This window comes from Variovorax sp. V93 (assembly GCF_041154485.1).
Classification (GTDB): domain Bacteria; phylum Pseudomonadota; class Gammaproteobacteria; order Burkholderiales; family Burkholderiaceae_C; genus Variovorax; species Variovorax beijingensis_A.
The window spans coordinates 155,750-181,225 of record NZ_AP028670.1 but is presented as its reverse complement, the minus strand read 5'-3'; the positions used below and the strand labels follow the sequence as shown (position 1 = coordinate 181,225).

Here is a 25,476-nt window from a genome sequence, read left to right as displayed (position 1 = left end):
TCCGCGGGTTCTCAGCGGACGCCTTCGCCAGCCAGCGCATCACCCGTGAACGTGCCGTCCGGGTATCGGGGCTTGAGCGGGTATTGCGCGGACTTGGTGTTGTACAGGTTCGATACGAAGCCGGTGCCGGATAGCAGGTCGTTGAAGCCGAAGGTGCTTCCCACGGTGCCGGGGAGGTCCGGCGCGACGAAGTTCATCTGCCAGAGCGTCTTCCAGAGCTGCCCGTTGGCGTCCCAGCGGTCCCCCAGGGCGCACGTCCACGTGTCCTCGTCGCAGTAGTACCGGCTCTTGGGTGCCTGGTGGCGCTGGCCCGGACGCAGTGCTGCCTCTACCACCCAGACGCGATGCAGTTCCCAGCGCACGTGATCGGGGTTGAGGCCGTGCTTTGCGAGGACGTCGCTGTCCGTCTTGGGTTGCATCAGCTTGTTCCCGTTGTAGGGGATGAACATCTCCTTCTTCCCGACCAGCTTCCAGTCGAAGCGGTCCAGCCGCCCCGTCCAGACCTCGAGCTCGTCGAAGCTCATCACTCCCGCCGCGGCCGGTGTCGGTGTGTCGCAGCATGGATTCGGCAGCTTGCGCACGCGGCGTTGCCCGGTGAGGTAGACCCAGGCCTCGTCCTTCGTTCCGTCGAGCTTGGTGCCGCCGGCGATCGCTTCTCCCGCCCGGATAGGAGGACCGGCATTGACCAGCCGGACCTGCCAGTACGGAAGGCCGCTCTTCTCGAACGCTTCCGGTGATCCATCAGGCATGTAGAAAGACATCTGCTGGTCGCCGATGCCGTCTGTCGTCAGCACGGCGCGGCCATCGGCGGTGATCTGGTACATCGTCGAGACGAACTGCCAGGAAGAGCCCCGCCAGCGCAGCATGTGGTTCCACATCACCTCGGCGCCGTTCTTGGGGATTGGGAAGGGGACGCCCCCGTAGCCGCCCTGTTCGATGTCGCCATCGAGCTTGGCGCGCGTCGCGTTCTTGAACGTGTTCTCGTACACCCATTGCGGCGCGGCGGCGGTGCGGTGGGTCTTGTAGACGTCGATGCGGTACTCGGGGTACTTCTTCAGCAGCGCCTGCTGCCCGTCGCTGAGCCTGTCGGCGTACTGCGCCATGTTCTGGGCGCTGATCGAGAAGAGCGGTTTCTCGTCCTTGAACGGGTCGCCGCGGCGGCCGCCCGGCTTGTCGCCGGCGATCGGCGTCGTATGGCCGCCGGTCCACGCCGGGATGCTGCCGTCCCTGTTGCCGGCCTTCTCGGCTCCAAGGGGCGTCAGCTCGCTCTTGAGTTTGGCAGCCTCCTCGGCGGTGACGGCCGCCAGAGCGGACGACGCCGCACCGAGCACGGCCAGCGTAGCCGCCGCGAGAACGATTCGTTTCATTGCTTGTCTCCAGTGTTGAATCAGAAGGTCCGGCGCAGCGAGACCGCGATGTTGTTGCGGTCCGCCAGTGGGTTGCCGGTCGAATAGATGGGTGAACCGCCGCTGAGCAGCGGTGCGAATTCCACGAAGGGCGCGGCCTTGCCGATGTAGTGCGTGTAGGTGATCGCGAACTGCCACACGCCGAGGTAGGTGCCTTCCACGCCGAGGGTGGCACTGCCGCTGCCCCGTGCGTCCCAGGCGGTGATCGCGGAGCGGCCATCGATCGTGTAGCGCAGTCCGATCGGCACGTTGATGTCGAGCCCGGGAAGGACCTGCCGGTAGCTCGGGCTGAAGACGAGCTGCACTGCGGTGGCGCTGCGCGTGCGGCCGGGATCGAGCTGCTGGGACGGATCGTCGAACTTCAGGACCCGGTTCCATGCGAGTTCGCCGACCAGGCTGCTTTCCCGGGCAAGGAAGTTCGGGCCGAGCGTCGCCAGCCACGAGAGGTTCACGTGCGCGGTGCGTCCGGTTGCATAGGTGGGCGCAGGGCCGAGGGCGCCGGGATAGACCATGTTCTGGCTGCGCAGCGGCATGTTCCAGCGCAGCGACGCCTCTCCGGCGAAGTTCACATCGCCGATGGAGCGGCTCGCGCTCACGCCCGCGGTCTTGATCGCCTCCGGGAACACGTAGAACCACTGGCTGGCTGCAGGCGCGAACACGTTCAGGTTGCCGTACAGCTGGCCGCCCTTGTCGTGGTAGCGCGCGGCATAGAAGCCGAGATCGGTTTCGGCCACGCGCCACTTGAGCTGTGCGCCGAACTGTCCCGAGTTGCGCGGTTTCACGTCACCGGCGGGGTTGAGCACATAGTTGCCCGCGAGCTGGCCCGACTGGATGCCGACGAATTCGGGCTGCACCGAGCCCCAGGGAATGTTGGCCGCCGAATAGAAGCTGCCCGAGGGCGGCAAGCGGTCGGCCTGCCAGTGGAACTGGTAGTAGCCGCCGATGGAAAGATCCGGCGACAGCTGCAGCTGCGTAGACACCTGCGGAACGGGGCGGATGATCTCCTTGAACTGCGCGTTGGGCGAAGACTGCAGCTTGTAGATGTCGACCGGCCCCTGCGCGCGCGCGATCCCGTTGTCACCGAAGAACAAGCTCTCTCCGTACAGCAACGCATGCCGACCGAAGCGCGCTGTGAGCTTGCGGCCATCGCCCAGCTCCCAGCCGCCGAACACGAAGGCATCGAGCAGCTCCGCCTTTTCGCCGGCCAGCTTGCGTGTGCGGGACGGGAATTGGTTGAAAGGCGTCTGGCCATTCCTGGAGTCGATGGCATCGGTGGTGCCGTGGTAGGCGTCGTCGTACCAGGCCGCCGCGCTCACGCGCAGTCCGAAGTTCCTGCGGTAGACCGCATCGAATTCGCTCAGCAGGTCGACCCGCTTCGAAACAAAACCGCGGTTGCGAAAGTTGTCGTCCCCGGCATTGAAGTTCAGGGCCTGCGGGAAGGCCGAGGCGGGTACGCCCGGCGTCAGCTGTCGGAATGAGCTCGCGAGCGCCGGATCGGCCTCGCCGGTACGGTAGATCGTGCTCGCCTTCACCGTGTTGTCGAAGCGCACGCTCCAGTCCGGGTTGCCGGTGTCGAGCTCGATTGCCCAGCCACGGGCCGCCGTGAGCGCAGCGGCCGCGGTGAGGGTCAGCCTGAGCTTCCTCGTCTTGTCCATGTCGTCTCCTCGTTTTGGAATGGTTCTGTGATTCAGTGCCGCAACGCTGCGAAGCCTTCACGCAGCGGAAGATGTTTTCGGGGCCGGGGACCGATCGATGCGGGAATTCCTTCCGTCAGATCGGCTCGGCCAGGGCCATCAGCGACTCACGCATGACCCGGGCGTGCTCGTCCTTGTCGCCGCCCGCGATCTCGATCTCTCCGAGGCGCGCGGAGTTCTGCACCACCATGCGGCAGCGTTCCCAGCGCCGCTCCTCGAAAGCGGCCAGCGCGGGTGCCGGATCGCCGTGGCGGGCAAGCTCTTGGGCCAGCACCAGTGCGTCCTCGATGCCGATGCAGGCACCGGAGGCCAGGTGTGGGGTCGTCGCATGCACCGCGTCGCCGATCAGGACGATGCGCCCGCGGAACCAGGGACGCGGCAGCAGCAGGGCTTCGAGTGGGCGGTAGACCACCAGCGAATCCGGGCCGAGCTGACGGCGGATCTGCTGCAACTCGGGTGCCGGGAAGTCGGCCAGCAAGGCGCGCACCCGCTCGACGAAGGTGGCCGGGTCCACGTGTTCGTTCACCGGCCGAGGCTCGGTGATGAAGAGGTACATCTCCTCCTTCGACACGGGGTTCACGCCGGGCTTGATCCTGGGGCCGACCCACATGGTCGCGGTCCGGATCTCCGGCGGGCGCGGCAGCACCGCGCGCCAGACGCCCTGGCCGCTGTATCGCGGCTGCGGCGCTTCGGGGCAGACAGTCTGCCGCACCTTGGAGTGCAGGCCGTCGGCGCCCACGAGCAGGTCGTAGCGCTCGCGCCGGCCGTCGGTGAAGCTCACCTCCACACCCTCGGCATCTTGTTCGATGGTGCTGAAGGTGCAGCCCAGGTGCACGCGGGTGCCCGCCCTGCGCGTGGCATCGGCCAGGATCCTCGCCAGCATTGGCCGCATGATGGCGCCGCCTCCGGGCACCTCCGCCCCGGCGATCCGGGGCGTGGGCAACTCGCCGATCTGCACGCCGTGGGGCAGGCGAATGGAGACGCCGTCGTGCGCGCTGCCATGTGCAAGGAATTCCTCGAGAACCCCGAGCTGTCGGAACGCCCGAAGGGTCGCTCCGCCCAGGCTGATGCCGGCGCCGTAGTTGCGCCATTCCGGGTCGATCTCGACCAGGTCGACTTCGGCCCCCGTCTTGCGCAGCTCGATGGCCGCGGACATGCCTGCAAATCCGCCGCCGACGATGAGGATGCGACGCGCTTGTCTTGTCATAAATGGATCTCCGAACGGTTGAATGGATCAGCGCGACTGCGCTCCCTGAGGCGGTGGGCCGCCCGGAGCCCACTTCTCGCGGTACTGGAACAGGAATGCCTGCGAGTTGTCCGCGCCCATCGGCGATTCGCGTGCCTGCCAATGCTCGTCATGCAGGTCCATGTCGGCGTCGTACTCGACATGGCAGCCGAGCGGGCTGTTGAAGTACCAGAACCAGTTGCTGCCGAACTTGTGGCGCCCCGGCCCCCAGAACGACTCGTAGCCCTTCTGCACGAAGCGCGTGCCGGCCAGCATCAGCTCCGTGGGTCCGCCCAGGTGGAAAGTGAAATGCTCCACGCCCTTCATGGATTCGGGCGTCTGGATCAGGAACAGCGTGTGGTGGTCTTGCGTGCCGGCCGGCCGCAGGAAAGGCCCGCAGTCCGTGAACAGGTCGGTGCGCACAAAACCCAATCGGGTGTAGAACGCCTCGGCCTTGGCCGCGTCCGGCACGAAGTACACGACATGCGACAGGGTGCGGGGGCGTGCCGCCATGTCCTCGCGCACGCCCGGCACGTTCAGTCCGCGCTGCGCTGGCGCGCCTGGTGCATTCACCGCTTCGACGGGCAGCGCCAGCGGCCTTCGCACGGTCACCTGAAAGGCGAGCGCGAAGCCCATGTCGTCGACGCAGCGCAGGACCCCGTCCCTGCGCGTCACTTCGCGGTCACGGCGCAGTTCGTTCTCGATTTCGTCCAGCGTCTGCGCGTCGGCGACACCGTAGACCGTTTCACGCAGCATGCTGGCGGTCGCCAGCGGGTCCGGCAGACCCGGATCGTCCTTCGGTCGAAGCACGACCGCCGTGCCGTCCAGCGCCTCGAAGCGGCCGTCTGCTGACGGCAAGAGGCCATAGTCGGTGAGGTACTGGGCGCAGGCGGCGACGTCGTCGACGCCGAACACGAGTGCGTCGGGTCCGATGATCTTCATTGCGTTTTTTGTCCTAGAAGGGTTGGAAGGGGGCGTTGCGCAGGCTCGTCAGTGCGCGCTGCGCTCGTAGATCGGCACTTCCGTTGCATGGAGGAAGAACGATTTCGATGGCTGATAGAAAGCTGATCCGGGATCGGCATTGATGGCGAGCAGCGCGCGCTCGTACGCGCGGAAGGCACCCACACTGGCCACGTCGTCGAACCAGAGGCTCGCCACTCCTTCGTAGAAGACCTCCAGCCCACCGAAGTACGCGAGCATCTCGTTGAACTGCGGCAGTTGCCGGTTGTGCACACAGCGGCGCACGGCCTCCGCGGCCGCCGGCGCCGCAGCGAGGGCCTGCTCGTGTGCGCGCGCCCAGCGATCGAAGAATTCCGCCAGGCTCAGGCCTTCGGAGGCCCGCATGAAGTGCATGACCTTGGCGCCCGCACCACGACCCGGGCGCTGGACCGGCTGCTCGCTCTCCTGTGCAACCAGGCTCAATGCCACGCTCAGGTCGCTGAAGTTGGCGCCATCGGGGCCGACCTTCGTGCGCACATGCTCGTGCGCGAAGTTGGCGGCCATGTCCTGCGGGGTATCCCAGTACAGCTCCGTCACCGAGTCGCGCGCCACCACCATCGAATGCGCGCGATCCGCGGCAGTGCCGAAGGCAGCATCGAACACATGGTTCTGCACGTAGCGCCTCAACGTGACCGGTGTCTCGGTCGCGATCGGGCCATGCACGTGCTGCACGTACGCCACATACTCGGCGTGGGTCATGCCGGGGCGGCGGCAGATCGTGGCCATCATCTTGATCATGGAATGGAGCTCCTGTTGAAGTTGGAAGAGGGGGCTGCGCGGGTCATGCCGGAACGGCCAGGATCGAGCCGAGTTCGCGCGACAGGGCCATCAGGTCCATCGCCGGCTCGGGTTGTGCGACCCATCGCGCCGCGCGCTCGAGCAAGGAATGGACGCGGCGTGCGCGTTCGCCGCGCCTGGCCATGTACTGCTCCAGCAGCGACGGGCGCGCCAGCCGGGCGCCGACGAGTTCGCCGAGCACGACCGCGTCCTCCAGCGCCTGCGCGGCGGCCTGCCCGAACGGCGGCGGCGGCGCATGCACGCAGGCGCCGACGCCCACGACCGCTTCCTGATACCAGGGGGGCTCGAGCAGGGCGACGCTCGCCGGGTGCAGCGCCGTGGGCGTCTGCGGAGAAATCAAGGCAGCGAGCCGCTGCGGTAGACCACCCCAGCCGGCCAGCGTCTCGCGCAGCGCAGCGCCGTCCGTTCCGGCGCCAACCGCCTGCGTCCGAATCACGGCGATGCCGGCGCGTGACATGTCGATGGGGACGAGAAGCAGGCGGCGCCCCGGCGCACCCGCCATCCAGGTGGCGCGGTCCAGGCCCTCGGGGCGGGGAAGCAGCGCATGCCACCACCAATGCACGATCGCTCTGCGCGACACCGAGCCGAACAGTTGCGCGGCGAGGGGCGAGTCGGCTCCCGTGGCGAGAACGACGAGATCGGCCTCGAATCGGCTGCCGTCTGTCGCGGAAACGCGGCCTGTCGCGGGATCGACGGTGGTGGCGCGACGCCCGGCGTGAATCACAGCCCCGGCCGTTTGCGCATGTGTTGTCAGCACATCCAGGGCTTCGTCGTAGGCGATGCCGGCGGCACAGGGCAGGTGGCTGCCGGCGAGACGCGGCGTCGGGATCTCGAAACCTTGATCGCCGTGTTCGTTGACCACCGCCAGTCCGTTGTAGGCAAAACCGCGGCGCACGCATTCCTCGGCGATGCCCAACCGTGCGAGGTCGCGCAACAGGTTGGGGACGAGGTCGAGGTGCGCCGGCGTCGCAGCCGGTCGGGTCCGCGCTTCCAGGATCTCCACGCTCGCCCCGGCACGGGCGCAGGCGAGGGCACACGCCAGGCCCGCGATGCCCGCTCCGACGACGACGACGCGATGCACCGTCATCTTCAGGTCGCCGCGCGCCATGCAAGGGCGCATCCGGTGAAGCCGGGGTTCGTGGGCACGAACACGCCCTTCGGTTGGCACATGGCCATTCGTTGTCTCCTGCCTTTGGTATTGCACCGCTGCTTGCGGTGATGGAGCGGAAGGTTATGCGGGCACGCGCCTTCGGAAAATCGCTTTCGATGAAGGCGAGCTTTCGGTGCGGCCGAACGATCGAGGGTTAACCCGGGACGCGCGAATCGCGTCCAAGATGCGCTCCGAGAACCTCGACAATTACGCGCTGGAGACCGGAGTCCGCGCCGCCGAACCAGACCGGAGATGACACAACAATGAGATTCAAGAAGCTCGATCTCAACCTGCTGGTGGCGCTCGACGTGCTGCTCAAGGAACGCAGTGTGAGCCGCGCTGCCGAAGCACTGAACCTGAGCGCATCAGCGACGAGCAATGCGCTGGCGCGCTTGCGCGACTACTTCGGCGACGAATTGCTCGTGCAGATCGGCCGCAAGATGGAACTCACGCCGCGGGCGGAAGGGCTGCACGCCGCCGTTCGCGATCTCCTCTTGCGCATCGACAGCACGATCGCGGACCAGCCGGTCTTCGAGCCGAATGGCAGCGACCGCATCTTTCGCATCTTCGCCTCGGACTACACCCAGCTCGTGCTGGTGCCGTCGCTGCTGGCGCTCGCGGCGAAGGCGCGCAGCACGGTCCGTTTCGAGTTCCTGCCGCAGGTGGCGGCGCCGCACCGGCAATTGGAGCGCGGGGAAGCCGACCTGCTCATCATTCCCACCGGCTTCATGTCCCCGGACCATCCGCGCGAGCTTCTCTACCACGAGGATTTCGTCTGCATGGTGTGGCGGCACGGCTCGTTGGCGCAGGGCGAGCTTAGCTTCGAGCGGTACGTGAACGCGGAGCACGTCGTCATGCAGCCGGCCGGTGGGCAGGCCGACGCGTTCGAGGGATGGTTCCTCAGGCGCTTCGGCGTCACGCGTCGCATCGCCGTCTCGACCTACAGCTTCGTCACGCTGCCTGCGATGCTGGTGGGCACGGAGTACGTCGCGACGGTGCATGCACGCGTCGCGCGCCGGCTGGTCCAGGCCTTTCCGCTTGAGATCCGCCAAACGCCGATGCAATTCGATCGCATGGAGCAGTCTGTGCAATGGCACAAGTTCCGCACCAGCGATCCCGGGCTGGTCTGGTTGCGCAGCCTGCTGGCGGACGCGGCAAGGCACATGGACGAGACCTGAGGACAACGACCCCATGCAAACCATCGTCGACGCCAGGTGGCGACTGTTCGTCAAGGTGGCAGACCTCGGCAGCGTGTCCGGCGCGGCCGTCGCGCTGGACCTTCCGCAGTCCGTGGTGAGCCGCCAGATCGCGCAGCTCGAGACCGAATCGGGAGCACGCCTTTTCCGCCGCACCGGCCGCGGCGTGGTGCTGACCGAATTCGGAGAGCAGGTGTATCCGCGCATCATGGCGCTGATCCGGCAAGCCGAGCAGCTTGCCGATGAGATGCGCACACGCAGCGGCATGCCCATTGGGGACGTGCGCTGCGGCCTGCTTCCGTCGACCGTGCCCTTGCTGGCGGGGGTGCTCTTCTCCGAAGTCCGCAAGCAGTGGCCCGAGGTGCGCCTGCATCTCACGGAAGGCTCCAGCGCACAGCTGGAGGAATGGCTGGGCCAGGGCCGGCTCGACATGGCGCTGCTGCTGCGCGAGGAGGACACGGCGAGGCCGGACGAGCCCGTGCTGGTTCGGCTGCCGCTTTGTCTGGTGGTGCCCGCGGGACATCTCCTCGCGAAGCGCAAGAGCATTCCCTTCGAGGAAGTCGCCAGGCTTCCCCTGGTGCTCCCCAGTGAGCCTCATCCTCTGCTGGCGCGGCTGGCGGTGCTCGCCCGCGAGCACCAGGTGTCGCTGGTCCAGGCGCTGGAAGCCGACTCCATTCGCCTGCAGCACGAGATCGTCGCCTGCGGCGGTGGCTTCGCGATCACCGCCGGGGCACTGATGCAGCACGACGCACGGCGGCTGGCCGCGGTGCGCATCACCCGGCCCACCCTGTGGCGATCCATCGTCCTGGGCATCACCGCGCATCGCCCCCACACGCTGGCAACGCGTTCGGTCGCGAGCCTCATACGCTCCATGGCCACCGCCACCCTCAAGGCGACATAGTCGCAGCTGCCAGCTATCCGATAACGGGAAAGCTGCTTTCGCGCACGTGCTCTCGCTGCGCCGGTCCTGCCTGCCTAGCATCCGCTCCAACTAAAGGAGATATGGCCTTGGGCATCCAGACCCCCGACACGGCGGCTTCCGTCCCGCCGACTCTGTTCCTCACCGACGCCGACGTCGCGCAACTCGCCGACTGGAACGCGGCCTTCGACGCCCTGCGCAGTGCCTACGCGAGTGCGATCGCGCCAGCGATGGTCCCTCCGCGCTCCATGGCACGCGGCGACGGCGTCTGGTTGCGCGGGCTCACCGCGGTTTCGCCGAGCGGCCGCCACCTGGGCTGCAAGCTCATCTCGGCCAACATCAAGGCCCGACGCGCCAGCTACCTCGTTTCGCTGTTCGACCAGGAGACCATGGCTCTTGCCGCGCTGATCGACGGCAATCGCATCACGGGCATCCGGACCGCCGCGACCGCCGCCGTGGCCGTGGATGCGGCCGCACCACACCGGGCGTTGAAGGTCGCGGTGATCGGCTCCGGCTTCGAAGCCAGGGGGCTGCTGGCCGCGCTGGCCGCCGTGCGCACCATCGGCCGTGCTTGCGTGTTCAGCCCCACACCCTCCAGCCGCGAACGATTTGCCGCGGCCTTCAGGCAGGAGCAAGGTATGGCCATCAATGCCGTTGCCTCGGCAGCCGAAGCGGTGGCGGGCGCCGACGTGGTGCTGTGCGCCGCGCGCAGCCGCGACGAGACGCCGGTGCTGCGCGGTGAGTGGCTCGAGCCCGGCATGACGGTGGTTTCGATCGGTTCGACGCTCCCGGAACAGCGCGAAGTCGACGAACAGGTGATCGCACGGGCGGCGCGCATCGTCGCCGACATGCCCGAGGAGGTGGCCCACGACACCGGCGACATGCTGGCTGCCGCGAGGGCGGGCATCGACTTTGCCGCCCGGCTCGTTCCGCTTTCCGACTTCGTGGCCGGCAAGGTTGCGCGCGCGCCGGAAGACATCGTTCTCTACAAGTCCGTCGGCTCCGCGCTGCAGGACGTCATCACCGCCGAGATGCTGCTGGCCCGCGCGCGGGCCCGCCATGTCGGAACCGAACTGGCCCGGAGCATCGTGCCGGTGGCCAAGTAAACCTCAAGAAAAGGAAAACCTCATGCCCGCCTACCAACTCAATGACGCCCGTGCATGGGCTCGCGAACACCTTGTCGGCTGTTCCGCGGTAACGATCCCGAGCTACTCGGCCGATCTCGCCCGGCTCAACGAGCGCGGTATCCGCCACGACGTGGCGCTCGCCAAGGAACTCGGCTACACCTACACGCTGCTGTGCGCGGAGGTCGCGATCACGCCCGAGGAGAACGCGCAATTCACCGCCTGGGCGCGCGACACCGCCGGCAGCGGCTTCGGCCTGTTCTTCCACGCTGCGTTCGGTACGCTGGCCGAGAACATCCGGGCAGTGAAGCTGGCCGAAAAGGCTGGCGCGGACATCGTGCTGCTCTCCTACCCACCGCAGTTCTGGCCCACGACCGAGCAGGAGATCTACGACTACACGAAGCAGTTCTGCGATGCGACCGGGCTGGCGGTGATGCTGTTCCCGATCCCCTTGTGGGGCTTCGAGCGCGTGCATCCTGCGGGCATGTCCGTCGAGCTCGTGCGCCGGCTGCTGAAGGATTGTCCCAACATCGTCGCGATCAAGTCCGAGCAGGGCTTTCCGCTGCCGGCCGGCATCTGCGAGATGTACCACCACTTCCGCGACGAGGTCGTGATCAGCTGCCCGATCGAGGGCGATGCCATTCCGCTCATGAGCCTGATGAAGCTGCAGTTCTCCGGCACGAGCAATACCCAGTGGATGGGCAGCTACTACCCGCGCGCCTTCGAACTCGCGCGCAAGGGCGAATGGGAAGCCGCGATGGAGCTCTACTGGAAGGTGAATCCAGCGCGCAACGCCAACGGCGCTGCGGCCCAGAGCTACGCCGGTGGCACAGGCGTTCTGAACCGCACGATGTGGAAGTATCAGGACTGGCTGGCGGGCTTCAACGGCGGACCGCTGCGCGCCCCCGCCATGCGCGTGCCCGACCGCCTCATGAAGATGCTGCGCCAGGGCCTGGTCGCCTCGGGCCTGCCGGTCACGCAGGACTCGGACAGCGCATTCATGGCTGGCCGCCATCCTTGTTAAGGAGCGCCGGCATGCGTCATCTCCTGAAGGACAAGCAACTCTGGCGCGAAGGCGCGTACGTGGACGGCGACTGGGTCACCTCGTCCCCGCATGGCAGCTACACGCTGCACAACCCCGCGAACGATGAAGCGCTCGTGGCCCTGCCGCGATTCAAGGAAGCCGAGACGGCGGCCGCCATCGAAGCCGCGCACCGCGCCTTCCTCTCGTGGCGGCAGACCACCGCGAAGTCGCGCTCGGACATCCTGCGTCGTTGGTACGAGCTGATGGTGCAGCATCGCGATGACTTGGCGACGTTGATCACCCTCGAGGAGGGCAAGCCCCTGGCCGAAGCGAAAGTGGAGATCGACTACGCCGCCTCCTTCCTGCAGTGGTTCTCCGAGGAGGCCAAGCGCGTGCGCGGCGATGTGATCCCGGCACCGCGGGACACGGCGCGCATCGTGGTGCTGAAGGAGCCGATCGGCGTCTGCGCGGCGATCACCCCCTGGAACTTCCCGGCCGCGATGATCACGCGCAAGGCGGGCCCCGCGCTCGCCGCCGGCTGTAGCATGGTCGTGAAGCCAGCGAGCCAGACGCCGCTCACCGCGCTGGCACTGGCCGAGCTCGGTCAGCGCGCGGGCGTGCCGGCGGGGGTGTTCAACGTCGTGACCGGCAACGACACGCGCGCCATCGGCGGTACGCTGACCTCGCACCCGCTGGTGCGCAAGATCACCTTCACGGGCTCAACCGAAGTGGGGCGCGTGCTCCTCAGCCAGGCGGCAGCGACGGTCAAGAAGTGCTCTATGGAGCTGGGCGGCAACGCCCCCTTCATCGTCTTCGACGATGCCGACCTCGACGCGGCGGCAGACGGCCTGGTGGCCGCCAAGTTCCGCAACACCGGCCAGGCCTGCATCAGCGCCAACCGTGTCCTGGTGCAGTCGGGCGTCTACGAGGCCTTCGCGGCCAAGCTGGTCGAGCGCGTGGCCGCGCTTCGCGTGGGCAATGGTCTCGAGCCCGGCATGCAGCAAGGGCCGCTGATCGACGATGCGGCCGTGGCCAAGGTGGAAGAGCACATCGCCGACGCCGTCGCCCAGGGCGCCACCGTGCTGCACGGGGGCAGGCGCCATGCGCTTGGCGGCCGATTCTTCGAACCGACTTTGCTCGCGGGCGTGACGCCGCAGATGGCGGTGGCACGAGAGGAGACCTTCGGGCCGATCGCGCCGCTGTTTCGTTTCGGGACCGATGAGGAGGCCTTCGCGATGGCCAACGCCACCGAGTACGGCCTGGCCGCTTATCTGTACAGCCGCGATGCGGCACGGATCTGGCGAGCGTCGGCCGCCATCGAGTCGGGCATGGTAGGGATCAACTGCGGATCGATCTCGAACGAGGTGGCGCCCTTCGGCGGCGTGAAGCAGAGTGGCCTCGGACGCGAGGGCTCGCAGTACGGCATTGAGGAATTCCTCGAGATCAAATACCTTTGCTGGGATGGCCTGGCACCGGCCTTCGGCTGATCGCAGGCAAGGAGACAAAAATGCAGACTCATCTTCGCCGGATACGGCAGACCTGGCTCGCGGCGAGCTTCATCACGGCTGCCGGCGTCGCGCCGGCACAGCCGAACGTGATCAAGCTGGTCGTGCCCTTTCCTGCGGGCGGCGTGACGGACCAGGCCGCTCGCATCCTCGCCGAGAAGTTGTCGCAGCAACTTGGCCAGACCACGATCGTCGAGAACCGTCCCGGTGCCGGCAGCCGGCTCGGCGTCGATGCCGTGGTGAAGGCGCCGGCGGACGGCACCACGCTGCTCTTCACCAATTCCAGCTACAGCATCCTGCCGGTGGTCGATCCCAAGGTGTCTTTCGACCCCACCAGGTCGCTGGCGCCGGTGAGCATGTCCGCGACCTACGGGTTGCAGATCGTCACCAGCAACAAGATCCCGGTCAACGGCCTGGCCGAGTTCATCGCCTATGCGAAGAAAAACCCCGGCAAGCTGAGCTATGGCAGCGCCGGCGTGGGCAGCGGCACGCACTTCGCCGGCGAGTACTTCAAGGCGCTGACTGGGACATTCCTGGTCCATATCCCGTACAAGTCGACGACCGGCGCATTGAACGACGTGGCCGGCGGACAACTGGACCTGGCGTTCGACGCCGCGGCCAAGCCGCTGGTGGATGCCGGTCATGTGAAGCTTCTCGCGGTGACCAGCACAAAGCGCGATCCTCGCTTTCCCAACACGCCGACGGCAGTGGAAGCCGGTGTCAAGGATTTTGTCCAGCAGTCCTGGGTGGGCTTGCTCGCACCCGCCGCGACGCCAGCGGCCACGCTCGAACGATTGAACAAGGCCGCTGCCGCCGCCGTGGCCGATCCCGCTGTTCAGAAGCGCTTCCTGGAACTCGGGCTGCAAGCCCAGGGAGGGCCCGCCGCTCGGCTCGCGGACACCATCGCGGGTGAACTCGCCTTGCACCGGAAGATCGCTTCGGAAGCGAAGCTGCGGTTCGAGTAGGGGATGCCAGCCGGGCGGGAGCAGACAGACAAGAGGCCTACGCAGGCCGGATGCCTTCGAAGGCGCGCTGCAGGAGTTGCCTGATCTCGCCGCGCTGCGCCAAGCCTGCCTCTCGCGGGTTCCAGTAAGGACTGCTCACGACGATATCTGCCGCACGATCGAGATCGTCCTCCCTCATGCCGATGTCGCGCAGCGCGACCGGTGCTCCGTTGTCTCGCGCCAGATCGAACAAGCCCGCCGCGGCGCTGCATTGCGCTGCCCCGAGTGCGCGCTGGATACGGGACATGGCTTGCGGCACCGCCGGCGCGTTGAAGGCGATGGCCTGGGGCAGCACCACGGTGTGCACCTCGGCATGAGGCAGGTTGAAGCTGCCGCCCAGGGTGTGGCACAGCTTGTGGTGCAGCGCCATGCCCACGTTGCCAAGCACCGCGCCGCACAGCCAGGCACCGTACAGCGCATCCCCGCGCGCATCGATGTCGTCGCTGCGCCGGCGGATGGCCGGCAGCGCACTGGCCAACGCCCGGATGCCTTCCTCGGCCATCAGGTCCATCACCGGATTGCCGTCGCGCGCGTACAGGCCTTCGGCCGCATGCGCGATCGCGTTCATCGCGCTCGTCACGCTCAGGGGGACTGGCAGCGTCAGCGTCAGTTCGGGGTCGTAGATCACGGTGCGCGGCAGCACGCGAAGGTCCTTGCCGGTCTTCTTCAGTCCGCCCTCGGTGATGCCGTAGATCGGCGTCATCTCGCTTCCCGCGTAGGTCGTGGGGATCGCAAGAATAGGCAAGCCGGAGTCGAGCGCGATCGCCTTGCCCAGGCCGGTGGTCGAGCCGCCTCCAATGGCAATGGCACAGTCCGCGCCCAGGCGGCGCGCCTCGTCACGGGCCTCGCGCGCCGTCTCGATGGGCACGTGCATGACGGCACGCGCAAAGATGCCTGCCGCACGAACGCCAAGGCGCTTGGCCACCATGTGCGCCTGCTGTTGCTGCTCGGGCGTCGACAGGACCAGCGCACGATGTGCACCGAGGAGGTCGATCTCGCGCTCCAGATGCGCCAGGGCGCCCGCGCCGAACACCACCCTGGACGGCTGGCCGGTGTAGACGAATTCCTTCATGCGGTTTCCACTGTATCGAGTTCAATCGGTATGGACTTCGTAGTCCACTTGGTGCCTTGCGATACGGACGCCTTCAAGCTCATCGCGCACCTGCAGGTGCTCCGGATGCCTTGCATAGGCATCCAACGCCTTCCAGGATTCGAACTCGCTGTACAACACGACGTCGCAGGCATAGTCGATTCGGCTTGCATCCACGCCGACCTCCAGCCGAAGCAGCCCGGGAATCCGACCACGCAGGCCATGGAAGCATCTTCTCAACCGCTCGATGTTTCCCTGCCTCTCCTCGGCCGTGGCACCGCTCACGTTCCACATCACGATGTGTCGAATCATTGCGCATCCTTTGCGGGTTGCCAGTTGGGGGCAGGATGCCGGGCATCCGCCGCGCCCTGCTTGGCGGGGTTCAGCACGAAGTCGTACTCGACCAGGTAGCTGCCATCGGATTGCGGCTTCCAATCGGCGATCAGCGACTGGCGCACACCGAACACGGCGTCCGAATCCAGGTACCGATCGTCGCTGCGGAACACGTGCGTGATCAGCTTCTCGTAGCCGTTCGCCTTGATCAGGAAGTGCAGGTGCGCGGGACGCCAGGGATGCCGGCCCGTGGCCTCCAGAAGATCGCCCACCGGCCCATCGTGCGGAATGGCGTAGGGGACGGCCAGGATCGAGCGGAAATGGTAGCGACCCTCGCTGTCGGAGTGCACGATGCCGCGCGCCTGTGCATGGCCGATCTCCGGGTGCTGCACGTCGTACAGGCCGTCCTCGTCCGATTGCCATACGTCGATGTGCGCATTGGCGACCGGTTTGCCGCCGATCCCGCGCACCGTGCCGCGGACAAGGCAAGGGATGCCACGCGCTCCATTGGAAATGTCCGCACCCAGTTCGTAGTGCGGAGCCCCTTCCACGTGGAAGGGGCCGAAGACGGTCGCCTCGGTACAGCCGGCCGGCTTGTCGTTGTTCTGTGCCACCGTCAGCATCGACAGGCCCAGCACGTCCGATAGCAGGATGAACTCCTGACGCTTGTCATCCGTGATGTGGCCACAGCGGGTCAGGAATTCGATGCCTTTGAACCACTCCTGCTCGGTCAGCTCCACCTCGCGCGCGAAGGCGTGCAGGTGCTTGACGAGGCTGTCCATGACGCGCTTGAGCCGCGGATCCGCCGTCTGCGCCTGCCGCGCGAGCACGGCGTCGGTGATGGTGTGCTGATTCAGGTTGCGCACGTTGTTCTCCTCAATCCAGTTGCAGCTTGGCTCGCTGCGCCACAGCGCCCCACTTGGCGAAATCCTCCTGGCTGCGTCGCTGGGCTTCCTGCGCGGTGTTGCCTTCCACCCGCAGGTCCATCTCTGCCAGCCGAGCCTTGATGGCCGGTGCATCCAGCGCGGCACGCACGTCGTGCTGGATCTTCTCGACGGTAGCGGCCGGCAGGCTCGAAGGTGCCAGCAGCGTTTCGAAGAAGGTCGCATCGAAGCCGGGGTGTCCGCTCTCGGCCACGGTCGGAATCTTGGGCAGCAGAACCGATCGTTCCTTGCTGGAGACGGCGATGGCCTGCAGCCGCCCGCCTTGGACATGAGGCAGGACGACGGAAGAGACGATGAAACCGCAGTCGACGTGGCCCGCCAGCACGTCCTGCGCGGCGGGGCCCGGGCCCTTGTAGGGCACATGGGTGAGCTTGCTGCCGGTGGTCGCCAGCAGCATCTCCATGGTCATGTGGCTCGGGGTTCCCGTCCCGCCGGAGGCATACGGCTTCGAAGGGGGCAGGCGGGTGAAGGCCTCGAAAGACGTGATTCCGGTGGCTGGATTGCAGACCAGCATCTGGTTGAAGCTGGCGAAGTAGGTGACGGGCTTGAGCGAGGCCCGCAGATCGAAGCTCAGCTTCTTGTACAGGTGGGGATTGATGGTGAGGATCGTGTCGGGCCCGACGAGCAGGGTGTGGCCGTCCTTGGCCTGTGCGACCTCTCCAGCGGCCAGATTGCCACCCGCACCCGGCTTGTTCTCGACCACGACAGGCTGGCCCCACGTGGCCTGCAACGCCGGCTGGATCAACCTGGCAATCACATCACCGGGTGTGCCTGGCGGGAAGGCCGCGACCAGGCGGACCGGCTTGGTCGGCCAGGCCTGCGCGTAGGCCGGCGGAACGATGGCCAAGGCCATCGCGATGGCCGGGAGGCGAAGAAGCAGGGCAGTGGTGGTTCTCATGCAGGGTGTCCTCAGGTGGATCGCCGGAAGTTGTTGGTGTTGTTGAAGCGGGGTACGGAGCCGATGGCCTCTACCTGGCCGTCACGCGGGACAGCACGCTCACCGCATCGTCCGCAGCCATGCCGCGCCACGCCACGATCTGGTCGGGGCGAATGAGTGCCAGCGGCGCCTCATAGAGCTCGCGCAGCAATCGCTGCGGCAGCCGCACGACACGCAGGTCGATCGCCAGTGCCCGGGCCGCGGCCTCGAAGGCCTCGGTGGAAGGCGGGTTGGACCCCAGCGCCAGCAGGGTCCATTCGGTGTGGAACAGGTCGAACAGCGAGCGCCCGTCGTCCAGCCAGGCGTGCGGCGGACGACCGCCAGGACTGGCGGTGGGCGTGTAGACATTCGGCTCATCGGGCGGCAGCGCAGCGCCATCGCCGACGATGACCGGTGAACCGTCGTAGCGGCCGCCGAAGGTCACGCCCGGGATGTTGAATTCGAGGCGGGCATGCGCATCGAAGTGCAGGCCCGCAAGCCTGCGCTCGGCATCACCTCGCTGGGAGGCCTCCTCCAGTTCGGGCTTGGCCGCAAAGAGTCCCACCGAGTCGGCGAACTTGCGCGCGTAGCCGGTGTTGCGCTCGGCCAGGGGCCTGCGCTCGGCCTCGTAGCTGTCGAGCAGCGCCAGCGGCGCATGGCCGCGAATCACGCTCGCCAGCTTCCAGCCCAGATTGACCGCATCCTCGACGGCGGTGTTGTAGCCCAGGCCGCCGGTGGGTGTGAACAGGTGGGCGGCGTCGCCGGCGATGAAGACGCGACCCTGCTGGAAGCGCCGGGCCACCAGCGCGTGCCCGGCGAGCCAGGTACCCATCGAGAGGATCTCCATCGGCACGTCGGCGCCCACCGCTTCGGCGAAGACGCGGCGCGCATCGGCCTCGGTCCAGCCGTCGGCGTCTTCGCCAGGCCGCAACGCCGCGTGGAAGGCGTACTCGGACACGCCATCCACCGAAGCCATGAAGGCACGCCTTTCGTGGTTGACGGCCACGTACATCCAGGCCTTGGGGTGGCGCAGCACGGAGGGAAACTGGGGCGCGCGCAGGTAGATGGCGAACATCTTGCCGCCCATGAACTCGCGCTGGATGCCGGTGACGCCACCCCACTCGATGCCCAGCTGTTGCCGGACAAAGCTGCGGGCGCCGTCGGCGCCGACGAGGAACTTCGCGACCACGTCCTGTGCCGGACCGCCTTCGCTTCGCCGCACCGTGGCGCTCACCGACGTGCCGTCGTCATCGAAGCGTTCCAGCCGCCAGCCATAGCGCACATCGGTGGACGGCCAGGCCTGCGCATGGCGGCGCAGCGCCTCCTCCACGAACTTCTGCGACACGCGATGCGGCAGCTCGGCGGCGCTCCAGGAGCCCGTCATCGTCTTGATCTTCACGGTCGCCTCGGCAGCGGTCGGCAGGCTGATGCGCGCCAGCTCGTGCCCGGCGAAGCGCGTGAAGTAGGCGATGTCCGTCGGGTGGTCGGCGGGCAGTCCCAGCGCACGGATCTCGTGCGCGAAGCCCAGCCGGCGGAAATGCTCCATCGTGCGGGCCTGCGTCGCGTTGGCCTGCGGGTTGAAGGCCGTGCTCGGCTTGGCGTCGACCACCAGACAGCGGATGCCGCGGCGGCCGAGTTCGTTGGCGAGCATCAGCCCACAGGGGCCGCCGCCGGCGATCAGGACGTCCGTCTCGATGACGGGGAGCTTGCCGTCGGCAGGCGGGGAGGCGGCGATCATCGGTTGTCTTTCTTCATGGCGAGATTCATCTGCAAGTGGCGTGCTGGGGAACGTCGCCTCATCAGTCGGCGCGAATGCCGCGTTCCCGGATCACGGCGCCCAGGCGTTTGAAGTCGGCCGCGCCCTTGTCGCCGAAGGCGGCAGGCGTCAGCGGCTCCGGTACGTTGCCGAGGGTTTCGATGTGTGCCCTGACGGCCGGCAATGCCAGCGCGCGGTTGACTTCCGCGTTGATCCGCTGGATCACGGCCGGCCGTGTGCCGGCCGGGGCGTAGAGCCCGAACACCGCATCGGCGTCGAAGCCTTTCAGCCCGAGTTCGTCGAGCGTCGGCACCTCCGGCATCTGGGGCGCCCGCTTGGGACTGGCCACCGCGAGCATGCGCAGCTTGCCGGTCTTGACGTGCTGGATGCTGATTCCCGGGTCGAACAGGAAGTCGATCTGCCCGCCCAGCAGATCCGTCAGCGCGGGGGCCGCGCCACGGTACGGCACATGGACCGCCGTGGTCCCTGTGCGGCCCATCATCATCTCCCCGGCAAGATGGGGCGAGCTCCCGTTGCCGGGCGAACCGAAGGATCGCTTGCCGGGGTTCGCCTTCAGGTCGGCGACGAGGCTCTTGAAATCCTTGACGGGGCTGTCGGCACGAACCACCAGGTAGAACGGCACGCGTGCGACGGATGCGACCGGGACGAGATCCTTCGCGGGGTCGAAGGGCATCTTCGCGTAGATGTGGGGGTTGATCGACACCATGCCGCCGGAACTCATCAGGAAGGTGTAGCCGTCGGGCGGCGACTTGGCGACGAAATCGCCGCCGAGGTTGCCCCCGGCGCCGCCCTTGTTCTCGACGAGCACCGGCTGCCCGAGCGCTTTCTGCAGCGGCGCGCCGATCACGCGGGCCAGTTGGTCGGCCGCGCCGCCGGGCGCGAAATTGGCGACGATCTTGATGGGCTGCTTCGGCCAGTCCTGGGCCTGGGCGATGCCGCACGGTCCGAGGCCGAGCGCAAGCGCGGCTGTTGCCAGCAGGAATTTCATGAACTGTCTCCTTCTTGTTGTCAGAACGGGTAGTGGCGCTCGGTGGTCTGTATCGTGAGCCACCGCAGTTCGGTGAAGGCATCGATGCCGGCCTTTCCGCCGAAGCGGCCGTAGCCCGAGTCCTTCACGCCGCCGAAGGGCATCTGCGCCTCGTCGTGCACGGTCGGGCCGTTCACGTGGCAGATGCCGGAGTCGATGCGGTTGGCGACCTCCCACGCACGGGCGATGTCGCGCCCGAACACGGCGGCGGACAGGCCGTAGGGGTTGTCGTTGGCCACGCGTACGGCCTCGTCGACGCCGTCGACACGCACCACCGGTTTCACGGGACCGAAGCTCTCCTCGTGGTAGATGCGCATTTGCGGCGTCACGTGATCGAGCAGCGTCGCCGGGAACAACGTGTTGTCGGCCTTGCCGCCGCACACGAGTTTCGCGCCCTTGGCGAGCGCATCGTCGATCAGCGCGTTGCAGCGCTCGACGGTGCTCGCATCGACGACCGAACCGAGCACCACGGGTCCTTTGCGCGGATCGCCCAGCGGCAGTTGCGTGGCCTTGGCAGCGAGCCGGTCGACGAAGGCGTCCGCGATCCGGCTGTCCACGATGATGCGCTCGGTGCTCATGCAGATCTGGCCGCTGTTGGCGAAGGCGCCGAAGGCCGCGCCGTTGACCGCGGCTTCGAGGTCGGCGTCATCGAGCACCACCAGCGGGGCCTTGCCACCCAATTCCAGCACGGCCGGCTTGAGGTACTTCGCGCAGGTCAGTGCGATCAGCTTGCCCACGCGGGTGGAGCCGGTGAAGTTCACACGGCGCAGGGCCGGATGGGCAATGATCGCTTCGACAACCTCGGCCGCGTCCGCTGGCGCGTTGGTCACGAAGTTGACGACGCCCGGGGGGAAGCCCGCATCCTTGAAGGCCTCCACGATCAGCCCGTGGGTGGCGGGGCTGAGTTCCGAGCCCTTGAACACCACCGTGTTGCCGCAGGCCAGCGGCGTGGCGATGGCACGCACGCCGAGGATCACCGGCGCATTCCACGGCGCGATGCCCAGCACCACACCAGCGGGACGGCGTATGCCCAAGGCCAGGCTGCCCGGCACGTCGGAGGGGATGACTTCTCCGCCGATCTGGGTTGTCATGCCGGCCGCCTCCTGCAGCATGCCGGCAGCCAGATGCACGTTGAAGCCGGCCCACGGCGCGGCAGCGCCGGTCTCCGACGCCATTGCCTCGGTCAGGGCCTGCGCCTTGGCCTCGATGGCCTGCGCCGCCTTCAGTAGCAGTGCCCTGCGTTCGCCAGGGCCTGTCCGGGACCAGGCCGGGAACGCCGCAGCCGCAGCCTCTACCGCAGCCACGGCGTCGGCGCGAGTGGCGGCGGGCGCTGTGGTGGCCACCGTGCCGTCGAGCGGGTTGCGGCGCTCGAAGGTGGCGCCGTCCGCGGCCTGCCGGCTTTCGCCATTGATCAACATCGATATCGTGCCCATTGTCTTGTCTCCTTGTAGGTTTGAAAGAAAGCGAAAAACTGTCAGGCCACTTCGACCTCGACCAGCATCGGTGCAGCCGATTGAAGGGCCTGGTGCAAGGCCGGGCGCAACTGCTCGGCCGTCTCGACGCGCAGCGCCTTCATGCCTTGCGCGCCGGCCAGCGCAACAAAATCGAGATCTGGCAGGTCGGTGCCCGGAACATGCTCGTCGGGCCGGTAGCCGAAGATGCGGGCGAACTCGTAGAGCGCCGCGTAGCGGCGGTTCTTCAGGATCACGACCGTGACCGGCAGCGCCAGCTGCGCCGCACTCCACAGCGCCTGGATCGCGTACATGGCCGAGCCGTCGCCGATCAGTGCAATGACCCGTGCGCCGGGCTTGCCCAGCGCCACGCCCACGGCCGCGGGGAGTCCGTAGCCCAGGCCGCCGCTGCACATGGTGTAGAAGGTCTCCGACGCGAGGATAGGCAGGTGCGCATGCATGACCGGCCGTGCGCTGGGTGCTTCCTCGACCACGATGCTGTCGCGCGCGCGCACATCGGCCAGCGTCTGCAGAACCCACGGCACCGGCAGGCGTTCGCCAGGCGATGGTTCTGCAACGCGCGGCGGCCGTGGATGAGGCGGTGGTGCCGCGCGATCTCGCGGCTGGCTCTGTTCTAGCAGGTCGAGCAAGCCGAGGCGAATGCTGCCGACCACCGAGGTTCCTGTCGGCGCCCAGGCCGCGACCTGAGGATCGTCCGTCAGCTGCACGAGCTCGGTTCCTTCCGGGAGATGCGGCCCCTGGCCCGGGACGTGGTAGGTGAACGCCGGCGCACCGAGCGCAAACACCAGGTCGTGTCCGGCGAGCCGCTCGACGATGCGCTCGCGCATCGGAGGCAGGAAGCCGCCCCACAGCGGGTGGTCCTCCGGGAAGCTGCATCGGCCCGACATGGGCGCGACATACACGCGCGCGTTGTGCCGCTCGGCCAACTGCACCGCCTCGTTCCAGGCTTCGTCGCGATCGACCGCGGCACCGACCACGAAGGCCGGTGAGCGGGCGCCGTCGATCGCCTTGGCGATGCGCGCGAGAAGGTCCGGGTCCGGGCGCAGGTGGCGGCTGACCTCTCGCGCATCGACCGGCAGGGTCTGGACGTCCCAATCGTCCGATGGGATCGAGACCAGGACCGGACCGCGCGGCGGCGTCATCGCGATGTAGTAGGCACGCGCGATCGCCAGCGGGACGTCTTCGGCCCGCGCCGGCTCCACACTCCACTTCACATAAGGCCTCGGCAACTCGGCCGCCTGCGTGGATCCCAGGAAGGGCTCGAAGGGCAGGATCGAACGCGCCTGCTGGCCGGCCGTGATCACCAGCGGCGTGCGGTTGCGATAGGCCGTGAAGATGTTGCCCATTGCATGGCCGACGCCGGCGGCGGAGTGCAGATTCACGAACGCCGCGTTGTGCGTGGCCTGGGCATACCCGTCGGCCATGCCCACGACCACCGACTCCTGCAGGCCGAGCACATAGTGGAAATCGTCCGGAAAGTCGATGAACAGCGGCAGCTCGGTCGACCCGGGGTTCCCGAACACGCGCGTCATGCCGAATGCGCGCAGCAGCTTGTAGACGGCGTCCCGCACGGACAGGGTGCGGCCCACTGCGAGTGGCTCTTGCTCAAGCGGCTCGACGCGTTGATCCATGAATGCTCCTTTTGATGAATGCCGCAGTTTTGCCGCTGGTGGTTTATTCATCAATACAATGAAACATCTAGAAGAAAATAAGCACTATGCATAGTGAAAAGCTGGACATGAATCTGCTTCGCCTGTTCGAAGCGGTGTATCGCTTGGGCAGCGTCAGCCTTGCGGCCGATGCGCTGGGGCTGTCCCAGCCGGCGGCCAGCCAGGGGTTGACGCGATTGCGGCTTGCGCTGGGCGACGCGCTGTTCGTGCGCGCCAACGGACGCATGCGGCCGACCCTGCGGGCGGAACGGCTGGCCAGCGTGGTGCAGCCGGCCGTGGCCGCCATTCAAGAGGTGTTGCGAGACGAAGACAGCTTCGATCCTTCGCACTCGCGCATGACCGTTCGAATGCACATGAACGACATCGGGGAGGCGAGGCTATTGCCGGAATTGATCTCGGCCTTGCACCGCCAGGCACCCGGCGTGCGGGTGCACACGACCCCGCTGCCGCACGCGGAGATCGCCGATGCCCTGGAAACCGGTGCTATTCATTTCGCGCTTGGCTTCCTGCCCTCGGTCAGCGGAACGGAGCGTGTCGAGTTGCTGCGCGACCGCTATGCAGTGGTGGTCCGGGCGGGGCATCCCATGGCCAAGGCCAAGAAGGGGCATACGACCATCCAGGACTTGCGGCGGCTGGAGTACGTGGCCGTGCGATCGCATTCGGAGACCTTCCGTATCCTGCAGCAGCTCGGGCTGGACGGCAGGTTGGTGCTGACCTCCGCGCACTTTCTTGCATTGCCGGCCATCATCGAACGCACCGACCTCGCCGTGGTGATGCCGGAAGAAATCGCACGCCGGTTCATCGATGCCAAGCGTTATGCACTGCTTCCGGCCGAACTTCCCCGCAGCACCTTCACCGTGTCGATGCACTGGAGCCGCCGCTTCGAGTCAGACCCTGCGCTCCAATGGATCCGAAACCTCTTCGTCGGTCTCTTCAAGGACAAGGGACGCTGACGGCCGGCAGCACGCGGACGAAGGGCCTGCGGAAACAGGACCTTGCGCGGAAACTCATGTCCCCGCGCAAGAAGGGATGATCACCAGGCGCCTTGACGCCCCGGGGTTCCGGGGGGCCATCCATCGGTCACTTCACGTGCTGCTGCGTACGATCACTTCGAAGCCGATGTTTACCAGCCGCGCGCCAGGGTCTGCACCGGCCAGACGCGCGAGCAGCATCTGGCCCGCGCGCTCGCCCATCTCGGCACGGCGGATGCGCACTGTGGACAGGCGCGGTGACGCGGCTCGGGCGATCGGCATGTCGCCGAAGCCCATCACCGCGATGCGGCCCGGCACGTTCCAGCCGCGCTGCTGGCATTCGAAGAGCAGGCCGGCAGCCAGCAGGTCGTTGTTGCAGAACACGGCGGTGATGTCAGGGCGCCGCGCGAGCAGCTGCGCGAGCCGTGGTCCGGCATCGTCGATCTGCACCGGCGGGCGGATCAGTTCAGCCGGCACTTCACCCGCGCCCTGCGCGGCGGCCTCCGCGCGGAAGCCTTCGAGCCGCAGGCGCGAACGCTCTTCCTCGGCGCCGATGAAAGCCAGCGCGCGATGCCCGCGCGCGAGCAGGTGCCTGGCGGCAGCGCGTCCCGCATCGACGTTCGAGAACCCGACCAGCATGTCGATCGGCGCCTCGTCACCTGCGGCGGGCAGGTCCCAGGTCTGCACTACAGGCACGCCCGCGCGGCGCAGCTTGAGCCGCAACGCGCTCGGTTGCGCGATGCCGGTGAGCACCAGCCCGTCGACGCGGCGGCCGAGAAAGGTGTCGACCAGCGCGGCTTCGTCGCCGGGACGGTATGCACTCTGGCCCAACAGCAGTTGGTAACCCCCGTCGGCCAGCGTCTGCGCGAGCGCCTCAAGGGTCTCGGAGAACACGAGATTTGAAATGGTCGGCACGATCGCCGCCACGATGCGAGAGCGGTTTGACGCCAGACTTCCCGCCATGAGGTTGGGCACGTAGCCCAGCCGCTCGATGGCCGCGCGCACGGCGGCCAGCGTGTCGGGTGCGAGCTTGTCGGGGGTGTTGATGGCGCGCGAGACGGTGACCAGCGACACGCCGGCTTCGCGCGCCACGTCGCTCATGCGGGCGGTGCCAGGTGGCGAGGTCTCTTCAGAAATGTGGGTCTTGGGAACGGGCATGGCGAAACGCCGTCGATCATAGCCTTGTGAGGCAGTAGAAACTTCTTGAAATGAAAGCGCTATCAGCTCGGTCC

General features: G+C 67.2%; 22 protein-coding genes. 7 read left to right on the top strand and 15 right to left on the bottom strand.

Translation table 11 applies throughout. The features are described 5' to 3' along the window. Positions 1-11: 11 nt before the first annotated feature. The 6 genes from ACAM54_RS26850 to ACAM54_RS26825 all read right to left on the bottom strand — a co-directional run bounded on the left by ACAM54_RS26850 (position 12) and on the right by ACAM54_RS26825 (position 7,230). Positions 12-1,367: a DUF1329 domain-containing protein gene (locus ACAM54_RS26850; RefSeq protein ID WP_369651724.1), complete on the bottom strand. Its 1,356-nt coding sequence runs from the start codon at positions 1,365-1,367 to the stop codon at positions 12-14. A 20-nt stretch (positions 1,368-1,387) separates the two neighbouring features. Further along, positions 1,388-3,061, bottom strand: a complete 1,674-nt coding sequence (locus tag ACAM54_RS26845) for a DUF1302 domain-containing protein (RefSeq protein ID WP_369651725.1) — start codon at positions 3,059-3,061, stop codon at positions 1,388-1,390. 115 nt (positions 3,062-3,176) lie between these two features. Next, entirely contained in the window at positions 3,177-4,307 is a 1,131-nt protein-coding gene (locus ACAM54_RS26840) for an FAD-dependent oxidoreductase (RefSeq protein ID WP_369651726.1), read from the bottom strand. 27 nt (positions 4,308-4,334) lie between these two features. Further along, positions 4,335-5,267 (bottom strand): VOC family protein, encoded by a 933-nt coding sequence (locus tag ACAM54_RS26835; protein WP_369651727.1) that lies wholly within the window; start codon positions 5,265-5,267, stop codon positions 4,335-4,337. 48 nt (positions 5,268-5,315) lie between these two features. Beyond that, entirely contained in the window at positions 5,316-6,062 is a 747-nt protein-coding gene (locus ACAM54_RS26830) for an EthD domain-containing protein (RefSeq protein ID WP_369651728.1), read from the bottom strand. 43 nt (positions 6,063-6,105) lie between these two features. Then, complete coding sequence (locus ACAM54_RS26825) at positions 6,106-7,230, bottom strand: FAD-dependent oxidoreductase (protein WP_369651729.1); 1,125 nt, start codon at positions 7,228-7,230, stop codon at positions 6,106-6,108. A gap of 305 nt (positions 7,231-7,535) precedes the next feature. On the opposite strand from ACAM54_RS26825, the gene ACAM54_RS26820 reads away from it, so the two are divergent. The 6 genes from ACAM54_RS26820 to ACAM54_RS26795 all read left to right on the top strand — a co-directional run bounded on the left by ACAM54_RS26820 (position 7,536) and on the right by ACAM54_RS26795 (position 14,005). After that, entirely contained in the window at positions 7,536-8,450 is a 915-nt protein-coding gene (locus ACAM54_RS26820; RefSeq protein WP_369651730.1) for a LysR family transcriptional regulator, read from the top strand. 13 nt (positions 8,451-8,463) lie between these two features. Then, positions 8,464-9,369, top strand: coding sequence for a LysR family transcriptional regulator (locus ACAM54_RS26815; RefSeq protein ID WP_369651731.1), 906 nt, complete (start codon positions 8,464-8,466; stop codon positions 9,367-9,369). 107 nt (positions 9,370-9,476) lie between these two features. Beyond that, positions 9,477-10,493, top strand: a complete 1,017-nt coding sequence (locus tag ACAM54_RS26810) for an ornithine cyclodeaminase family protein (protein ID WP_369651732.1) — start codon at positions 9,477-9,479, stop codon at positions 10,491-10,493. 22 nt (positions 10,494-10,515) lie between these two features. Further along, positions 10,516-11,535 (top strand): dihydrodipicolinate synthase family protein, encoded by a 1,020-nt coding sequence (locus tag ACAM54_RS26805; protein ID WP_369651733.1) that lies wholly within the window; start codon positions 10,516-10,518, stop codon positions 11,533-11,535. An 11-nt stretch (positions 11,536-11,546) separates the two neighbouring features. Next, positions 11,547-13,022 carry an NAD-dependent succinate-semialdehyde dehydrogenase gene (locus ACAM54_RS26800; RefSeq protein ID WP_369651734.1) on the top strand — a complete coding sequence of 492 codons (1,476 nt, stop codon included), beginning with the start codon at positions 11,547-11,549 and terminating at the stop codon, positions 13,020-13,022. Positions 13,023-13,042: 20 nt separating this feature from the next. Next, complete coding sequence (locus tag ACAM54_RS26795; RefSeq protein WP_369651735.1) at positions 13,043-14,005, top strand: Bug family tripartite tricarboxylate transporter substrate binding protein; 963 nt, start codon at positions 13,043-13,045, stop codon at positions 14,003-14,005. 37 nt (positions 14,006-14,042) lie between these two features. On the opposite strand, the gene ACAM54_RS26790 is transcribed toward ACAM54_RS26795, so the two are convergent. From ACAM54_RS26790 to mdlC, 8 genes are all read right to left on the bottom strand, one after another. Further along, positions 14,043-15,116 carry a maleylacetate reductase gene (locus tag ACAM54_RS26790; protein ID WP_369651736.1) on the bottom strand — a complete coding sequence of 358 codons (1,074 nt, stop codon included), beginning with the start codon at positions 15,114-15,116 and terminating at the stop codon, positions 14,043-14,045. Between the two features lie 21 nt (positions 15,117-15,137). Next, a complete protein-coding gene (locus tag ACAM54_RS26785) occupies positions 15,138-15,446 on the bottom strand; it encodes a Dabb family protein (RefSeq protein WP_369651737.1) in 309 nt (102 codons plus the stop codon). Then, positions 15,443-16,333, bottom strand: a complete 891-nt coding sequence (locus ACAM54_RS26780) for an intradiol ring-cleavage dioxygenase (RefSeq protein WP_369651738.1) — start codon at positions 16,331-16,333, stop codon at positions 15,443-15,445. Before ACAM54_RS26780 ends, ACAM54_RS26785 begins: the two co-directional genes overlap by 4 nt. Before the next feature lie 10 nt (positions 16,334-16,343). After that, the gene (locus ACAM54_RS26775) at positions 16,344-17,309 is read right to left on the bottom strand and encodes a Bug family tripartite tricarboxylate transporter substrate binding protein (protein WP_369651739.1); all 966 of its coding nucleotides are present in this window, start codon (positions 17,307-17,309) and stop codon (positions 16,344-16,346) included. A gap of 70 nt (positions 17,310-17,379) precedes the next feature. Next, complete coding sequence (locus tag ACAM54_RS26770; RefSeq protein WP_369651740.1) at positions 17,380-19,065, bottom strand: FAD-dependent oxidoreductase; 1,686 nt, start codon at positions 19,063-19,065, stop codon at positions 17,380-17,382. Between the two features lie 61 nt (positions 19,066-19,126). Beyond that, entirely contained in the window at positions 19,127-20,092 is a 966-nt protein-coding gene (locus ACAM54_RS26765) for a Bug family tripartite tricarboxylate transporter substrate binding protein (protein ID WP_369651741.1), read from the bottom strand. A 20-nt stretch (positions 20,093-20,112) separates the two neighbouring features. Continuing rightward, a complete protein-coding gene (locus ACAM54_RS26760; RefSeq protein ID WP_369651742.1) occupies positions 20,113-21,564 on the bottom strand; it encodes an aldehyde dehydrogenase in 1,452 nt (483 codons plus the stop codon). Between the two features lie 41 nt (positions 21,565-21,605). Continuing rightward, positions 21,606-23,234 (bottom strand): benzoylformate decarboxylase, encoded by a 1,629-nt coding sequence (gene mdlC, locus ACAM54_RS26755; protein WP_369651743.1) that lies wholly within the window; start codon positions 23,232-23,234, stop codon positions 21,606-21,608. A gap of 86 nt (positions 23,235-23,320) precedes the next feature. Here mdlC and ACAM54_RS26750 point away from each other — a divergent pair, with 86 nt between their 5' ends. Next, a complete protein-coding gene (locus ACAM54_RS26750) occupies positions 23,321-24,226 on the top strand; it encodes a LysR family transcriptional regulator (protein WP_369651744.1) in 906 nt (301 codons plus the stop codon). Between the two features lie 132 nt (positions 24,227-24,358). Here ACAM54_RS26750 and ACAM54_RS26745 read toward each other — a convergent pair whose 3' ends face one another. Then, on the bottom strand, positions 24,359-25,402 hold the full coding sequence (locus ACAM54_RS26745) for a LacI family DNA-binding transcriptional regulator (RefSeq protein ID WP_369651745.1): 1,044 nt from the start codon (positions 25,400-25,402) through the stop codon (positions 24,359-24,361). Positions 25,403-25,476: the final 74 nt, after the last annotated feature.

What these genes read in the sequence shown, in the direction of transcription:
- ACAM54_RS26830 (WP_369651728.1), bottom strand. Translation starts at nt 6,062, where the DNA reads ATGATCAAGATGATGGCCACGATCTGCCGCCGCCCCGGCATGACCCAC.
- ACAM54_RS26845 (WP_369651725.1), bottom strand. Translation starts at nt 3,061, where the DNA reads ATGGACAAGACGAGGAAGCTCAGGCTGACCCTCACCGCGGCCGCTGCG.
- ACAM54_RS26750 (WP_369651744.1), top strand. Translation starts at nt 23,321, where the DNA reads ATGCATAGTGAAAAGCTGGACATGAATCTGCTTCGCCTGTTCGAAGCG.
- ACAM54_RS26805 (WP_369651733.1), top strand. Translation starts at nt 10,516, where the DNA reads ATGCCCGCCTACCAACTCAATGACGCCCGTGCATGGGCTCGCGAACAC.
- ACAM54_RS26825 (WP_369651729.1), bottom strand. Translation starts at nt 7,230, where the DNA reads ATGGCGCGCGGCGACCTGAAGATGACGGTGCATCGCGTCGTCGTCGTC.
- ACAM54_RS26765 (WP_369651741.1), bottom strand. Translation starts at nt 20,092, where the DNA reads ATGAAATTCCTGCTGGCAACAGCCGCGCTTGCGCTCGGCCTCGGACCG.
- ACAM54_RS26850 (WP_369651724.1), bottom strand. Translation starts at nt 1,367, where the DNA reads ATGAAACGAATCGTTCTCGCGGCGGCTACGCTGGCCGTGCTCGGTGCG.
- ACAM54_RS26790 (WP_369651736.1), bottom strand. Translation starts at nt 15,116, where the DNA reads ATGAAGGAATTCGTCTACACCGGCCAGCCGTCCAGGGTGGTGTTCGGC.
- ACAM54_RS26745 (WP_369651745.1), bottom strand. Translation starts at nt 25,402, where the DNA reads ATGCCCGTTCCCAAGACCCACATTTCTGAAGAGACCTCGCCACCTGGC.
- ACAM54_RS26795 (WP_369651735.1), top strand. Translation starts at nt 13,043, where the DNA reads ATGCAGACTCATCTTCGCCGGATACGGCAGACCTGGCTCGCGGCGAGC.
- ACAM54_RS26760 (WP_369651742.1), bottom strand. Translation starts at nt 21,564, where the DNA reads ATGGGCACGATATCGATGTTGATCAATGGCGAAAGCCGGCAGGCCGCG.
- ACAM54_RS26815 (WP_369651731.1), top strand. Translation starts at nt 8,464, where the DNA reads ATGCAAACCATCGTCGACGCCAGGTGGCGACTGTTCGTCAAGGTGGCA.
- mdlC (WP_369651743.1), bottom strand. Translation starts at nt 23,234, where the DNA reads ATGGATCAACGCGTCGAGCCGCTTGAGCAAGAGCCACTCGCAGTGGGC.
- ACAM54_RS26800 (WP_369651734.1), top strand. Translation starts at nt 11,547, where the DNA reads ATGCGTCATCTCCTGAAGGACAAGCAACTCTGGCGCGAAGGCGCGTAC.
- ACAM54_RS26775 (WP_369651739.1), bottom strand. Translation starts at nt 17,309, where the DNA reads ATGAGAACCACCACTGCCCTGCTTCTTCGCCTCCCGGCCATCGCGATG.
- ACAM54_RS26820 (WP_369651730.1), top strand. Translation starts at nt 7,536, where the DNA reads ATGAGATTCAAGAAGCTCGATCTCAACCTGCTGGTGGCGCTCGACGTG.
- ACAM54_RS26770 (WP_369651740.1), bottom strand. Translation starts at nt 19,065, where the DNA reads ATGATCGCCGCCTCCCCGCCTGCCGACGGCAAGCTCCCCGTCATCGAG.
- ACAM54_RS26785 (WP_369651737.1), bottom strand. Translation starts at nt 15,446, where the DNA reads ATGATTCGACACATCGTGATGTGGAACGTGAGCGGTGCCACGGCCGAG.
- ACAM54_RS26840 (WP_369651726.1), bottom strand. Translation starts at nt 4,307, where the DNA reads ATGACAAGACAAGCGCGTCGCATCCTCATCGTCGGCGGCGGATTTGCA.
- ACAM54_RS26835 (WP_369651727.1), bottom strand. Translation starts at nt 5,267, where the DNA reads ATGAAGATCATCGGACCCGACGCACTCGTGTTCGGCGTCGACGACGTC.